Source organism: Mycobacterium sp., from assembly GCF_052143115.1.
In the GTDB taxonomy this organism is placed as follows: Bacteria; Actinomycetota; Actinomycetes; order Mycobacteriales; family Mycobacteriaceae; genus Mycobacterium.
The window spans coordinates 14,713-28,609 of record NZ_JBKQTQ010000031.1 but is presented as its reverse complement, the minus strand read 5'-3'; the positions used below and the strand labels follow the sequence as shown (position 1 = coordinate 28,609).

At 65.3% G+C, this 13,897-nt stretch carries 13 protein-coding genes and 1 pseudogene; 8 read left to right on the top strand and 6 right to left on the bottom strand.

Going from position 1 to position 13,897, the window contains the following annotated elements; genetic code table 11:
• Positions 1–216: hypothetical protein (locus ACLQI9_RS03090; RefSeq protein ID WP_442391007.1), on the top strand; the 216-nt coding region annotated here is incomplete at its 5' end.
• A gap of 81 nt (positions 217–297) precedes the next feature.
• Here the strand turns inward: ACLQI9_RS03090 and aspS are convergent.
• Positions 298–2,064 carry an aspartate--tRNA ligase gene (aspS, locus tag ACLQI9_RS03085; RefSeq protein WP_442391005.1) on the bottom strand — a complete coding sequence of 589 codons (1,767 nt, stop codon included), beginning with the start codon at positions 2,062–2,064 and terminating at the stop codon, positions 298–300.
• 72 nt (positions 2,065–2,136) lie between these two features.
• Between aspS and ACLQI9_RS03080 the strand changes: the two genes are divergently transcribed.
• Positions 2,137–3,024: an oxidoreductase gene (locus ACLQI9_RS03080; protein WP_442391013.1), complete on the top strand. Its 888-nt coding sequence runs from the start codon at positions 2,137–2,139 to the stop codon at positions 3,022–3,024.
• 43 nt (positions 3,025–3,067) lie between these two features.
• Complete coding sequence (ypfJ, locus tag ACLQI9_RS03075; RefSeq protein ID WP_424076381.1) at positions 3,068–3,949, top strand: KPN_02809 family neutral zinc metallopeptidase; 882 nt, start codon at positions 3,068–3,070, stop codon at positions 3,947–3,949.
• A 6-nt stretch (positions 3,950–3,955) separates the two neighbouring features.
• Here ypfJ and ACLQI9_RS03070 read toward each other — a convergent pair whose 3' ends face one another.
• The gene (locus tag ACLQI9_RS03070) at positions 3,956–4,429 is read right to left on the bottom strand and encodes a hypothetical protein (protein WP_442391003.1); all 474 of its coding nucleotides are present in this window, start codon (positions 4,427–4,429) and stop codon (positions 3,956–3,958) included.
• A gap of 28 nt (positions 4,430–4,457) precedes the next feature.
• Positions 4,458–6,146, bottom strand: a complete 1,689-nt coding sequence (locus tag ACLQI9_RS03065; RefSeq protein WP_442391001.1) for a hypothetical protein — start codon at positions 6,144–6,146, stop codon at positions 4,458–4,460.
• A 286-nt stretch (positions 6,147–6,432) separates the two neighbouring features.
• On the opposite strand from ACLQI9_RS03065, the gene ACLQI9_RS03060 reads away from it, so the two are divergent.
• Positions 6,433–8,001 carry a purple acid phosphatase family protein gene (locus tag ACLQI9_RS03060; RefSeq protein ID WP_442390999.1) on the top strand — a complete coding sequence of 523 codons (1,569 nt, stop codon included), beginning with the start codon at positions 6,433–6,435 and terminating at the stop codon, positions 7,999–8,001.
• A gap of 41 nt (positions 8,002–8,042) precedes the next feature.
• Here the strand turns inward: ACLQI9_RS03060 and ACLQI9_RS03055 are convergent.
• A pseudogene (locus tag ACLQI9_RS03055) lies at positions 8,043–8,606 on the bottom strand (DUF222 domain-containing protein); the annotation flags it as partial.
• A gap of 26 nt (positions 8,607–8,632) precedes the next feature.
• On the opposite strand from ACLQI9_RS03055, the gene ACLQI9_RS03050 reads away from it, so the two are divergent.
• The 3 genes from ACLQI9_RS03050 (at position 8,633) to ACLQI9_RS03040 (ending at position 12,349) form a co-directional block, all read left to right on the top strand.
• Positions 8,633–10,114: a recombinase family protein gene (locus ACLQI9_RS03050; RefSeq protein WP_442390997.1), complete on the top strand. Its 1,482-nt coding sequence runs from the start codon at positions 8,633–8,635 to the stop codon at positions 10,112–10,114.
• The gene (locus ACLQI9_RS03045; RefSeq protein WP_442390995.1) at positions 10,111–10,422 is read left to right on the top strand and encodes a hypothetical protein; all 312 of its coding nucleotides are present in this window, start codon (positions 10,111–10,113) and stop codon (positions 10,420–10,422) included. Before ACLQI9_RS03050 ends, ACLQI9_RS03045 begins: the two co-directional genes overlap by 4 nt.
• Positions 10,423–10,708: 286 nt before the next feature.
• Positions 10,709–12,349, top strand: coding sequence for a DUF1254 domain-containing protein (locus ACLQI9_RS03040; RefSeq protein WP_442390993.1), 1,641 nt, complete (start codon positions 10,709–10,711; stop codon positions 12,347–12,349).
• A gap of 69 nt (positions 12,350–12,418) precedes the next feature.
• Here ACLQI9_RS03040 and ACLQI9_RS03035 read toward each other — a convergent pair whose 3' ends face one another.
• Entirely contained in the window at positions 12,419–12,517 is a 99-nt protein-coding gene (locus tag ACLQI9_RS03035) for a helix-turn-helix domain-containing protein (protein WP_442390991.1), read from the bottom strand.
• 267 nt (positions 12,518–12,784) lie between these two features.
• On the bottom strand, positions 12,785–13,024 hold the full coding sequence (locus ACLQI9_RS03030; protein ID WP_442390989.1) for a hypothetical protein: 240 nt from the start codon (positions 13,022–13,024) through the stop codon (positions 12,785–12,787).
• A gap of 267 nt (positions 13,025–13,291) precedes the next feature.
• Here ACLQI9_RS03030 and ACLQI9_RS03025 point away from each other — a divergent pair, with 267 nt between their 5' ends.
• A complete protein-coding gene (locus ACLQI9_RS03025) occupies positions 13,292–13,852 on the top strand; it encodes a nuclear transport factor 2 family protein (RefSeq protein ID WP_442390987.1) in 561 nt (186 codons plus the stop codon).
• Positions 13,853–13,897: the final 45 nt, after the last annotated feature.

Sequence of the window (13,897 nt, the reverse complement as noted above, 5' to 3'; positions counted from 1 at the left end):
GTGGTGACCTACTGGTGGCTGATCCTGGCGGCATTGGCTGTCGTGGTCGCTGCCTGTCTGGGGTGGTGGAGCTGCAAACAGAGCGACGCCGCGGATGAGCGGGAGCGCCGCGAACACGCCGCGTTGGCTGCCCGCGCTGATCAGCAACACGCCTGGGTGCTGGCCGGCGACGACCGCGGCACCTACGGCGACTATCCACCAAAGCAAATCGCTTGAGCTGGTTCAATCCCAGTATCTCCTGCGTACCCACTGCGTACCGAGAGGACCTGAGCGCAATGTCTTTGCAGGTCAGCGGCGTTAGCCGGATCTCGGTTTGGCGTCTATTCCGGACTCCTTCCGCTGCTGGGCGGTGATCGGCGCGGGGGCATCGGTGAGCGGATCGATGCCGCCGCCGGTCTTCGGGAACGCGATCACCTCACGGATGGAGTCCACGCCGGACAGCAGCGCGTTGATCCGGTCCCAGCCGAACGCGATCCCGCCGTGCGGGGGCGCGCCGAACATGAACGCCTCCAACAGGAATCCGAACTTCTCCTGGGCCTCGGCCTTGTCCAGGCCCATCACCGCGAACACCCGTTCCTGGATGTCGCGGCGGTGGATACGAATCGAGCCGCCGCCGATCTCGTTGCCGTTGCAGACGATGTCGTAGGCGTCGGCCAGCACGTTGCCCGGATCGCTGTCGACCGCGTCCACATACTCGGGCTTGGGCGAAGTGAAGGCGTGATGCACCGCCGTCCACGCCCCGGAGCCCACCGCCACGTCGCCGGCCGCGGTCGCCTCGTCGGCAGGCTCGAACAGCGGCGGGTCGACCACCCAGACGAACGCCCATTCGTCCGGGTCGATCAGGTCGAGCCGGCTCGCGATCTCGCCGCGGGCGGCGCCCAGCAGTGCCCGCGAGGGCTTTGCCGGGCCGGCGGAAAAAAAGATGCAATCCCCGGGCTTGGCCCCGACGTGCGCAGCCAGGCCGTCGCGTTCGGCATCGGTCAGGTTCTTGGCCACCGGCCCACCCAGCGTGCCGTCATCGGCGACCAGCACGTACGCCAGCCCGCGGTGTCCGCGCTGTTTGGCCCATTCCTGCCAGCCGTCCAGGGTGCGCCGCGGCTGCGAGGCGCCGCCGGGCATCACGACGGCACCGACGTAGGGCGCCTGGAAGACGCGGAATGTGGTGTCTTTGAAGAACTCTGCGCACTCGACGAGTTCCAGCCCGAACCGCATATCGGGCTTGTCGGATCCGAATCGTCGCATGGCGTCCGCGTAGGTGATCCGCGGGATCGGCGTCGGGATCTGGTAGCCGATCAACGCCCACAGCGAGGTCAGGATCTCCTCGGAGATCGCGATGATGTCCTCGGCATCGATGAAGCTCATCTCCATGTCGAGCTGGGTGAACTCGGGCTGCCGGTCGGCGCGGAAATCCTCGTCGCGGTAGCAGCGGGCGATCTGGTAGTACCGCTCCATCCCTGCCACCATCAGCAACTGCTTGAACAGCTGCGGGCTCTGCGGCAGCGCGTAGAACGACCCCGGTTGCAGCCGCGCCGGCACCAGGAAGTCGCGCGCCCCCTCGGGCGTGGAGCGGGTCATCGTCGGCGTCTCGACCTCGACAAAGTCGTGGGCCGCCAACACACCGCGCGCAGCGGCATTTACTTTGGAGCGCAACCGAATTGCTGCGGCCGGGCCGTCGCGACGCAGGTCGATGTAGCGGTACTTCAGCCGCGACTCCTCACCCGCGGGCTCTTCGAGCTGGAACGGCAGCGGCGCGCACTCGCCGAGCACCGTCAGCGACGTCGCGTTGACCTCGATGTCGCCGGTGGCGATCTCCGGGTTCGCGTTGCCTTCCGGGCGGATCTCGACGACGCCCTCGACGGCGACGCAGAACTCGGCTCGCAGCCGGTGCGCTTGCGCCAGCACGTCGGCCTCGCGGAACACCACCTGCGCGATGCCGGACGCATCGCGCAGATCGATGAAGATGACGCCGCCGTGGTCGCGGCGGCGGGCCACCCAGCCGGCCAACGTCACCCGCTGCCCTGCGTCACTACTCCTCAGCGAACCAGCGGCGTGGCTGCGCAGCACAAATCCTCCCCTTTACCCGATTTGAACGACTGCCCAGTCTAAACACCCGACGCGGTTGGTAACTTCGGTCGCATTGCAACCACCATCGCGCTCGTGGGTCCCGGCGCCGTCGGCACGACCGTTGCCGCGCTGTTGTACAAGGCCGGCCACCAGGTGTTGCTGTGCGGCCACACCCCCCGCGACAGCATTGAACTGCGGCCCGACGGCGGCGATCCCATCGTCGTGCCCGGTCCGGTCCTCACTGATCCCGGCCAGGTGCCCGGGTCGGTCGACGTGGTGGTGCTGGCGGTCAAAGCCACCCAGAACGACGACGCGGCCGGCTGGCTGGGCCGCCTGTGCGACGAGCACACCATCGTGACGGTGCTGCAAAACGGTGTCGAGCAGGTCGAGCAGGTCAAGCCGCACTGCCGGTCGTCGCCGGTGATACCCGGCATCGTCTGGTATGCGGCCGAGACCCAACCACAGGGCTGGGTACGGCTGCGCACCGAAGCCGCGCTGGTGCTGCCCAGCGGGCCCACGGCGACGACGGTCGCCGAGCTGCTGCGCGGCGCCGGCTGCCGGGTAGACACCGATCCCGACTTCATCACCGCGGCGTGGCGCAAGCTGCTCACCAATGCGCTGGCCGGGTTTCTGGCGCTGTCTCGGCGGCGATCCGGAATGTTCCGCCGCAACGACGTCGCCGAGTTGTCACGCCGCTACGTCGCCGAATGCCTGGCCGTGGCCCGAGCCGACGGCGCGCGGCTGCCCGACGACGTGGTCGACGAGTTGGTCGAGCTGTTCCGTCGAGCCCCCGAAGACATGGGGACCTCGATCCTGGCCGACGCGGAAAACCGGCGGCGGATGGAATGGGACATCCGCAACGGGGTGATCATCCGCAAGGCGTGCGCGCACGGCCTCGCGACGCCGATCAGCGACGTGCTGGTGCCGCTGCTGGCCGCGGCCAGCGACGGTCCCGGGTAGTCGGCGTTAGGCTGATTCCACCACCAGATTTCGGGAGCGTGCAATGACCTTCAACGAGGGTATGCAGATCGACACCAGCACCGCCTCATCGTCGGGCGGCGGCTTCGGCGGGCCGCTCGCCATCGGCGGCGGCTTCGGCGGGCTGCTGATTGTGCTGGTCGCGTTGTTCCTGGGTGTCGATCCCGGTCCCGTGATCAACCAACAGCAGACGAACACCAAGGACTACTCGTCACCCGGGTTCGACCTGAGTCAGTGCAAGACCGGGGCCGACGCCAATAAGTACGTGCAGTGCCGCGTGGTGGCCACCGGAAACTCTGTCGACGCGGTCTGGCATCAGCTGATGCCGCGCTATACCCGCCCGCATGTGGTGCTGTTCCACGGTTCGGTGAACACCGGCTGCGGAGGAGCGACCACCGCGGTCGGGCCGTTCTACTGCCCGGTGGACCAGACGGCGTACTTCGACACCGACTTCTTCCAGGAGCTGGTCGACCGATTCGGTTCCAGCGGTGGCCCGTTCGCGCAGGAGTACGTGGTGGCCCATGAATACGGCCATCACGTGCAACAACTGCAGGGACTCCTCGGCCGCGCCCAGCAGGGCGCTCAGGGAGCCGGGGGCAACGGCGTGCGCACCGAGCTACAGGCCGACTGCTACGCCGGTATCTGGGCGCACTACGCGTCCACCGTCAAACAGGACAGCACCGGGGTGCCCTACCTGCAGCCGTTGAGCGACAAGGACATCCAAGACGCGCTGTCGGCCGCGGCCTCGGTCGGCGATGACCGCATCCAGCGCGAGACGACCGGGCGCACCAACCCCGAGTCATGGACGCACGGTTCCTCCGAGCAACGGCAGCACTGGTTCACCGTCGGCTATCAGACCGGTGACCCCAAACAGTGCGATACCTTCTCGGCCCCGGACCTTGGCTAGGTCGGTCTACCAGGGCCGCGTCGCGCACGTCACGCCGGTGGTGGCGTTTTGTGTCACCACGACCTGGCCGTCGACCGCGATCTCGCAGTGCAGTTCGGGAGTGGCTCCCGAGCCGCAGTCGGGCCAGTGACACCCGCCGCTGGCGTTGACGTACGCCCACTGGTTCGGGTTTGCCAGCGTGGCGGTGTACACCAGCGGCGCCCCGGCGCTGAATGCCGCCTGCACGGTGTTCATGTACTGCGACCAATTCGCGTCAAAGGCCGCCTGACTGGGCGGATCGCTGTTCATGTATCGAACCTGGCCGGTCAGGTTGCCGGTAACAGTGATCGTGTAGGTCACCTGGTGGCCGGCCGGATCCGCGCGTGAGGTCGCGGGGTTGACCACCACGGCCGCGACTCCCCCGACTCCCAGAGCGGCCGCAAACGTTGCCACGCAGGCCGATCTGGCGCCCCCGATGGCCAGTTTTAGCACGTTCGTCATATCGAAAACGCTACCGGATTCGTTACCGTTACTGACGAAGCTGGCCACTGTTGGCCATTGCCGGGGTAACGGTTGCCCGGCGCGATAGCCGTGTTCTTGTCCGGTCGGGCGCACGGGATTCGGTTCCCCGTGTCCGTGGTCGGTGGCGGCCATCGGTCACCCGCTGGTCGTTGGACACGGCCTGGGCGGTAGCTCTCACGGCGCGATCCTCCGGTCGCGTGCGTGTCACACCTTCCCGTCGCCGTGCCCTCAAACCTTGGGCGCGACGCCCGATCACAGTGGCTGCTGCCTGGTGTCGGGTGACGTTTTGGTAGGGCTTACGCCAATGCTGGTTGCCCCAAGTACTGGTGTAAGCGGGGTTGACGGCAAGCAGCTCGATGCCGTGCTTGCTGGTTTGAGCGGTTAGCCGGTTACGGAACACCGCGGTCGGCATCCCGGCAACGGTTCTGCGGAACCGTTTGCCGCGCTCACCGCGCCCCATCGTCTCGCGGCCGGCCGTGCGAGCATCAGTGAAGTCTAGGTCCTCGATGGCGATGGTCGTGATGCCATGGCGGGCGCTGTAGTGAATCAGCCGGGTAATCGCATGCCGGACTTGGGCATCTCGACGTGCCGACCTCCCGGACAGGTCGACGTCGATACGTGCGGGCGCGCCGACCGGGTTGCCGTGCTCGTCGAGGCGGCGCAGCGCCAGATGGCCGTAGTTGAGATCGACTCCGACAACTGCGCCATCAGCGAACACCTCGGCCTGCGAAGTCTCGGGGTTGATCGCGAAGCTCTGTGCTGGGGTGGCCCAGGATGCGCTCAGATAACGTCCGGCCCGGCCTGGTTTGCGCGTGATCGTGTAGGAGACCGACTGTCCGCCCATGATCCTGGTATTCCACTCCTGGCCGCGATACCCGAACACCGCCGGTGCGGTCAAGACGTATCGGCCTCGTTTCGCGTTGGCCAGATGCTCCAGGGGCTTTGGCAGCCGGATGCTGACCTCACCGGACGGGGCAATGGTGATGGTTAGGTTGCCGAACGGCTCATCACCGGACCCCTGGGCGTGGATCCGGTAGCGGGCGCAATCCCAATTCGTTTGCCACTGCGGCAATGTGAGCGTGGCGGCGTCGAGGTTGTGCCGGACTTTGGCCAGCCTCTTACCGCCGTCGGTGACGTGCACCACATTGGCATCGCGCTCGGCCAGGACACGGGCAAGCTCAGCCCGCAGACGCTGCAACCGGCGCAGCTTCTCAAATCGTTCCACCTGGGTCGGGTAACCCTTCACCTGCCCCTTACGACGCGCGTTGCGTTCATGGGCGCTCAGAGTGTCGGTGCTCGGCTGCGCCAACCGTTTGGTGATGGTCGCGATCGCTGCCCGCAGCCCGATGATGTGCCGATGCTGGGCTCGCCGCGCCAAACGGTACTGCTCGTCGCTAGCCCGGATGATCGCATTAGCCCACCGGGCACTCGAGCTCGCCGTGAGCGCGCTCTTGCGTCGGTTGAGGCGCTCACACCGAAGCTGGCGTAGCGCATCCGAATCCAGCAGTGGCGGCAGCGGTTCGGGATGACACCGCGCCGCCAAGTCCGCGCGGCGCAGCTTACCCAGATGCATAGCAACAGCGTCAAGAACAGCCTCGTCTGCGGCGGTGGTGCGCAATCTAGTTGTGATCGCCACACCGGACGGACTCGCGACCGGCTTGACTCCACGCCACTGACGCAACTTCTCGGCCGTCACAACTCGACCATCCCATAGGCCACCGACAAAACCCCGCGACCAACACCTTCGAGCACTCGCTCGCCATGCACTATCACCGCTTGTCGTCTCGGCCACCACCCCGCACACAATCGCTTCATCTTGGCCGACCGCTGCCTCAAGAGCCGGCCAGCGAAGCTGGTCACGGTGGCCAGCATGTCGCTTACCAGCTCGGACTCGGCTGACTCGTCACCACTTTGACCGTTTATCCGCCACCGACTAACACAATCGCCAGCGGTGCTCAACCCGGTTCCGGTAAGAAGCAGTAATGAGCTACGAACCACCGGGGCAGGACATCACCCGGCGCGGGCTGCTGACGACGTGCGCGGTCTCGGCCGTTCTGGGCGCCAGCGTGGGGGCGGCGGGAGCCTCAATGGTGTGGTCTCACCCGCACGGGCCCACAATCTGGAACCAGCCGGACCGCAACGGCGCGCCTCCGGTTGGTGGTCTGCATCTGCAGTTCGGCAAGAACGCCGGCACCGAAGTCGTGGTGTCATGGCACACCACCGACGCGGTCAGCAATCCGCGGGTCATGCTGGGCACGCCCACATCCGGCTTCGGCAGCACCGTGGCCGCCGAAACCCGAACGTACCGGGACGCGAAGTCGGGCACCGAGGTTCGCATCAACCACGCCCGCCTGACCAACCTCACCCCGGACACCGACTACGTGTACGCCGCGGCGCACGACGGCACGACCCCGGAGCTGGGGACGGTGCGGACCGCCCCGGCGGGTCGAAAACCACTGCGCTTCACCAGTTTCGGCGACCAGTCCACCCCGACGTTGGAGAAGAAGTTGGCCGGCGGCGGCTACGGCACCGACAATATTGGCTCGCCCGCGGCCGCGGACACCACGGTCGCGATCGAGCGCCTCGCCCCGCTGTTCAATCTGGTCAACGGGGACCTGTGCTACGCCAACCTGGCCGCCGACCGGGTGCGCACCTGGTCGAACTGGTTCGAGAACAACACCCGCTCGGCGCGCTACCGGCCGTGGATGCCGGCGGCGGGCAACCACGAGAACGAATTGGGTAACGGGTCAATCGGTTACGCCGCCTATCAGGCGTACTTCGAATTGCCCGATTCGGGGTCGCATCCTGAAACCCGCGGCCTGTGGTACTCGTTCACCGCCGGCTCGGTGCGGGTAGTCAGCCTCAACAACGACGACGTCGCCTTCCAGGACGGCGGCAACTTCTACGTGCACGGCTACTCGTCCGGTGAGCAAAAACGTTGGCTTGCTACCGAACTAGCCGATGCACGCCGTGATCCGAACGTTGATTGGTTGGTGGTTTGCATGCATCAGACGGCGATCTCCACCGCCGAGAGAGCAAACGGTGCCGACCTGGGGATCCGTCAGGAATGGCTCCCGTTGTTCGACCAGTATCAGGTCGACCTGGTGGTGTGCGGCCACGAACACCACTACGAACGCTCGCATCCGGTGCGCGGGACACAGGGCAACGACACCCGAACGCCGATTCCCATTGACACCCGCACCGACGTCATCGACACGACGCGCGGAACGGTGCACCTCGTCATCGGTGGCGGCGGCACGTCGGCGCCGACCAATGGCTTCTTGTTTCCAGAGCCTCGGTGCCGTGTGATCACGGGCGTTGGCGCTTTCGATCCCGCGATCGGACGCAAGGCGCCGATATACGTCGTGGAGGACGCGCCGTGGTCGGCGTCTCGCGACCGCGACAACCCTTACGGCTTCGTGGTTTTCGACGTTGACCCGGGCCAGCCGGGCGGCAATACGTCAATCGAGGCAACGCATTACGCGGTGACGGGTCCGTTCGGCGCCATGAAGATGGTCGAGCAGTTCACCCTGACCAAGCCGCGCGGCTAGCCACTAGGACATGTCTCGGCGATGGGTTTGTTTACTTGACGTCAAGCGGGTTCGTCGTCGTCGGGTGCCAAGAGCTTCTCGGGATGATGAAAGCTATTCGTTCTCGGCTGCCCGTAGTCCAAGTGCGCCGGCGGTATCCATTCGGTGTCGCCTTTCGCATTGGTGCGGGTGGTCCAGCCTTTCTCGACGAGCCGGTTGTCCGGACCGCAGGCCAGGGTGAGGTCGTCGATGTCCGTGCGGCGAGTGACCGTCCACCCCCGAACATGATGGACCTGGCTGTGGTAGGCCGGGGCGTCACAGCCCGGCTTCGTGCATCCACGATCCCTGGCATACAACATAATTCGCTGGGCGGGGGAAGCAAGGCGCTTGGTGTGATACAGGGCCATGGGCTTGCCGTTATCGAAAATGGCCAAGTAATGGTGAGCGTGGCCGGCCCAGCGGATCACATCCGACATCGGCACCAGGGTGCCCCCACCGGTCAGGCCCTTGCCGGTGGCGGCCTCCAGATCCTTCAACGTCGTGGTCACCACGATCGACACGGGTAATCCGTTGTGCTGGCCCAACTGTCCCGACGCTAACAAGCCACGCAGTCCAGCCAGTACACCATACGATTTATGGCATACTTAGCGGGATGGAGCTCACCGAACCCCTCCGCGCGGGCATCTACCTGCGCATAAGCGAAGACCGCCGCGACGGTGCGGGGGTCGAACGCCAGGAAAAAGAGTGCCGGGAGCGGGCCGAGCGGCTCGGGTGGCAGGTCGTCAAAGTCTTCGAGGACAACGACATCAGCGCCTCGTCGTTCTCCCGTAAGGTCCGCAGCGACTATCAGCGCATGGTCGAGGCCATCAATGCCGGCCAGATCAACGCGGTCATCGCCTGGGACTCCGACCGGATGTTTCGGCAGCCCTCCGAGCACGAGCCCTACATGAAGCTGTGTCAGCAGTACGGCGTCCAGAACGCCGCGGTGCGCGTCGGTGACATCGACTACGACACCCCGATCGGCCGGTTCAACGCCCGGATGCACATCAACATGGCCGCCTACGAATCCGAGCACAAGGCCGACCGCATCCGTTCCGCGCACCGCCAGATCGCCGAGAACGGCGGCTGGAAGGGCGGCATCCGGTGCTTCGGCTATGAGAAGGACGGCGTCACTGTGCGTGAGAGCGAAGCCGCCGAGGTCCGCCGCATCGCCGATGCCGTGATCCGTGGGCAGTCGCTGCGCTCGCTGGCCTTGGAATTCAACGAACGCGGTGTGCCGACCGTGAAGGGCAAGCGGTGGTCATCGGCGCACCTCCGGTCAATGCTCGTGCGTTCCCGTCTGGCCGGTCTGCGTGAGCACCGGGGCAAGATCATCGGGCAGGCGGCATGGCCGGCGATCCTGGACCGCACCACGTGGGAAGCGTGCAAGGCCGTCCTGGAAGACCCGGCCCGCTGCACCGGTGGTGGCGGCCGTCGTGGCCGGGTGCCCACATCGCTAGGCACCGCCATCTACATCTGCGGCGTCTGTCATGAGCCGCGCCTGCGCCTAGGTCGCTCCAACGGCCGCAGCCCCGTCTACCGCTGCGGCAACATGGACATGAGCAACGATCTGGGACACGTGAGCCGCGTCGCCGACAAGCTGGACGCCTACGTCGAAGGTGCCCTGTTGGAGATCATTTCCCGCCCCGGTGTCGTGGAGGCGATGTGCAACGTCGTCGACACCGATGACCACGACATCACCGCGCTGCAACAGGAACAAGCCGAGATCCGAAAAGAACTGAAGAAGCTAGCAGCCAGTTGCGATGCCGGGGACATCGACGCCGAGCAGTTGGCCATAGCCTCACGACGTAAACGTCAGCGCGACAAGGAGATCACCGCGACCCTGACCGCAGCGCAGCAGCGTTCGCCGGTAAGTGTGCTGCTAGGCGCGGACAACATCGAAGCCATGTGGGACAACATCCTCACGATGGGCCAAAAACGGGCCATCCTCGCCGAAACATTGGTCGTGACCGTGTTGCCCACGAATAGCGGCGGTCGCGTACCCGGTGGCGGCTACTTCAACCGCGCCGCGATCGACATTCAACTGACCGACCGAGCGCGCGGCGTCGGGCAGCTGCAGCAGGTTACTGGATGATCCTTCCAGTTTCCAAGGCGGGGTGGGCATTCGGCGGCACGCTGGACGTCCCCGAAGGCCAGAAGAGGGCGGCGGAGCACAAGGCCGAGATCGCCAAGATCGACAGCCAGCTGGCGCAAGCCGCCCGCACCAGCCCGACCGCGGCGTTGCTGGCCACTGGTAAGGAGCTACGGAAGCGGTGGGCCAAGCTGACGCCGGGGGTCCGTGGCGAGATCATCAACGAGATCGCGGTGGTCACGATCCATCCCTGCGGGCGGGGCCGGCGCACCTTCGACCCGAACGCGGTCGACGTCGCCTGGAAGAGTTGAGCACGACGGCAGCCCCCAGGGGGCACTCCCCACCCCTTCTGCTGGAATGCGGATGTTGTTCGGGTGCAAGGGCGAACGGTTAGCGCGAGCAGGCGGTTGGGATTGGACTGTCTCTGACGGATGGCCCGGCCCACATTCGTGAGACGAACCTTGCGACTTTGTCGGACCTCGGTGTTCAGCCGATGCCTAGTGCTCTAGCAATCGGGACCAATGGCCCTGGGTCAGCCCGCCTTGCCGTGATGGGGTCAATGGCGGATCAGCAAACACCTGACTGTAGGGAAGTTCCATGACAACCGCCTCTGCGCCAATGTCCGCGAAGGAATCAAGCACGGTTCCGTTGCGCATGGACGAGGTGTGGGAGGAGCGCACGATGGGTCAGCCGCCGTCGAATGCGCCGATGACGGATGGTTCGCTGCGCTGGCGTCAGTGCCGCATCGGGTTCGTCGTGGTCTGCCTCGGGCTGGGGTTCGTGGCCAATGCACTGGCGGGCTGCGGCAAGAACCCGACTCAGCATGGTGCCGGAGCGACTAACGGGAGTACCACGATGAGCACCCCAATTGACACGTCCGATTCCCGCGCTGTTGACGCGCAATCCGAAGAGCAGTGGGCGTATTCGGTAGGTGTCCAAAATTACGTATTCGGTCTTCCGCTGACCATTTTCGAGCGGGAACGCAGCCTGCGTCTGGACCCCGTCGCGTTGGAGAAGGCCAAGCAGTACGCACCCGCTGCGCCGATCAACCAGATCGGCCACATGAAAACCCTTGCCACCGCTGATGATGTCATGCCGTACACGCCCAACAACGACACCGTCTACAGCGGTGCGCTGCTCGAACTGCGTGACGAGCCGATCATTCTCACCGCACCAGACATTCCCGACCGTTACTGGTCGGTCGAGGTCGCCGACAGCTACACCAACAACTTGTTCTACATCGGCGCCCGTGCAACCGGCGGCAAGGGCGGCAATCACGCCTTCGTCGGACCGAACTGGAAAGGCACGCTACCGCCCGGAGTGATCGAACACCGGGTTCCCACCGACAGCATCATGTTCGCGATCCGCATCGGGGTACTGCCCGGCAACGCCGCCGACCTCGCCGACGTCAACGCTCTACAGGAGAAGTTCAGCCTCACCTCGCTGAGCAACTGGGCAGACCCCGCCCGGCACGGCCAAGCCGCAGCACCGAATCTCGGCCCACGACCGCACTACGACAGCGATCTGGCGTACTTCCAGACGCTGGCCGACCTGCTCATCGAAAACCCGCCACCACCGGGCAACGAGGCAGCGGTCGAGTTGCTCAGCCGTGGCGGGATCACCGTCGGCAAGCCGATGGACGTCAGCGCGCTCAGCGGACCCATGCGTCGCGGGTTGGCTCGCGCCGCCGCCGATGGTCCACAGATCATGAAGTGGAAGGTGAAGTATCGCGGTACGCCGTATCCGACCCGGTGGAACAACCTGCGACCCGGCACCTATGGCGTCGACTACTTTGACCGGGCGGCCGGCGCACTGGAAGGGTTGTTCGTTCACGACCGCGACGAGGCCGAGTATTTCAGCACCTACGAGGACGGTGAAGCGGCGCTCCTCGATGGCGCAAACCACTATTTGCTGCACTTCGATGCCGAACAAATCCCGCCCACGCTGCCGAACGGATTCTGGTCGATCACCATGTACGGGTCGGACTTTCAGCTCGTGAAGAATCCGATCAACCGATTCTCCATCGGCGACCGAACCCCCGGTCTGACGCGGAACCCCGACGGTTCCCTCGACATCTACTTCCAGAACCAGGCACCCAAAGGCCATGAGAGCAACTGGTTGCCCTCGCCGCCCAGCGGGCTGTTCCGCCTGAACTATCGCGTCTACCTGCCCGACGCGGAAGCCAAAGACCCGACAACCCTCGGCAAGTACCTGCCGCCAATCAAAAAAGTCCAGTAGCAATGCGCCGTTGCGGGTAATTAGGCACAATTCCTCGATGGGAACTGGCTGGGTTCTGCGCCCGACAGGTCACTCTTCGCCGCCGTTAAGGTCGGCGAGTACTCGATAAACGGTGGTACGACTAACCCCGAGCGTGGCAGCGATGATGCTCGCCGACTCTCCGCTCACGTCCGCTGCGCCAAGGCCATTTTCGCTTTCTGGACTACCTCGACGGTGACGACGAGGATGGCTCGTGATTGCCGGTACCGGACTCCCCCGCGTGAGCCGGGGGAACCCGCTGGGTCCGCCGGCCCCGCCGTTGCCGCCGGTGGCGGCCCCGGCGCCGCGCCGCGCTGATGGTGAGTGTCGAACCCTGGGAGAGGTGCATCAACCCCCGAACGGGGCAGCCGCGCAAAGCACCCTGCGTCGCACGCCTCAGCTCAAGCTGACGCGGGACTACTCGCCGCGACCGCGTCCCGGCCGACCCTCCGCAATTCTGGCCAGGGCCATTCCAACACCGCGCCTCGTCAGCCCGACAGCCCGCCCGATCTTTGCGTGATTCCAGCCCTTGCCGTCCAACATCACAATCAGACGGTCGCGGTCAGCGGCGTTCATCTGCGCCGGCCCAGCAGGCCGCAACAACCGCGCCTGCAACTCCGGGGAACCGGAGACCTCATCCGCACCGTGCCGGGACATGAACCAAGCGTAGATCGCCCAGGTCGTTATGGCCGGCACGACAAGCGGGGAGCGGCTAGCATTGCCGTTCCGGCCTGACAGCACCGACGAAATCCGGTAGAGCCGCTGCAAGGTGCGGCGGCGAGTCGGTCCACCGGACCCGGCAACACGGGATGCGAAATATGGCATACATGCCGGCGGTAGTGCGGCGAACTAACAAAATTGCGTCCACGGCAACGCTACGAGGCTAAAGTACTGCCGGACTGCCGCGCCGGGAGGGAAACGACCATGTCTGTTGGAATCAATCCGAAAAGGTCCGTGGCCTTGCTAGAGAAGCGGCTTGACGAGACGACGAATGAGCGGCACCGCGCCATCCTCAGCGCCGTGCTCAAGCATGTGGCGCTCGAAACTGAACCGGTTTGGGATGTGGACCAGCTCATGGCAACGCTTACGCCCAACCCGGCCTATCACATGTGGGTCAATGGCGTGGATAAAGGCCCAAAGGGTGCCGACGAGGTGCGGGCTTTCTACGCGGAAACTGTCCGAACCCGAACCAATTTCCTTGAGTTCGATGTGGAGCGGTTGGTTGTCGATGACAACTGCGCAATCGTTGAGGGTTTCCTGAAGCACATCTACCCCGGTTCATATGCCGCGCGAATGGGCCTGGCTGTCGACGATCCTGACGCCGACTATCTGGTGGTGTTCCGGACGCTCGTCGTCCTGCCGGTCGACGAGGAGGGGTTGATAAAGGGCGAGGACTTTTACAGGTCCGGGCCAGCGAGCGTAACCAAACTGTCGCGTGATGAGCTGCCACAGGAGTACGTCGCCCTTAGTCGTGCATCCGGGTAGCACGACGCGCTCAACTCGGCACCGCGCTCTCGTTGTAAGACTTGG

Excerpts from the sequence above, each read along its gene's own strand:
- ACLQI9_RS03045 (WP_442390995.1), top strand. The coding sequence starts at position 10,111 with ATGATCCTTCCAGTTTCCAAGGCGGGGTGGGCATTCGGCGGCACGCTG.
- ACLQI9_RS03070 (WP_442391003.1), bottom strand. The coding sequence starts at position 4,429 with ATGACGAACGTGCTAAAACTGGCCATCGGGGGCGCCAGATCGGCCTGC.
- ACLQI9_RS03060 (WP_442390999.1), top strand. The coding sequence starts at position 6,433 with ATGAGCTACGAACCACCGGGGCAGGACATCACCCGGCGCGGGCTGCTG.
- ACLQI9_RS03040 (WP_442390993.1), top strand. The coding sequence starts at position 10,709 with ATGACAACCGCCTCTGCGCCAATGTCCGCGAAGGAATCAAGCACGGTT.
- ypfJ (WP_424076381.1), top strand. The coding sequence starts at position 3,068 with ATGACCTTCAACGAGGGTATGCAGATCGACACCAGCACCGCCTCATCG.
- ACLQI9_RS03030 (WP_442390989.1), bottom strand. The coding sequence starts at position 13,024 with ATGTCCCGGCACGGTGCGGATGAGGTCTCCGGTTCCCCGGAGTTGCAG.
- ACLQI9_RS03025 (WP_442390987.1), top strand. The coding sequence starts at position 13,292 with ATGTCTGTTGGAATCAATCCGAAAAGGTCCGTGGCCTTGCTAGAGAAG.
- ACLQI9_RS03050 (WP_442390997.1), top strand. The coding sequence starts at position 8,633 with ATGGAGCTCACCGAACCCCTCCGCGCGGGCATCTACCTGCGCATAAGC.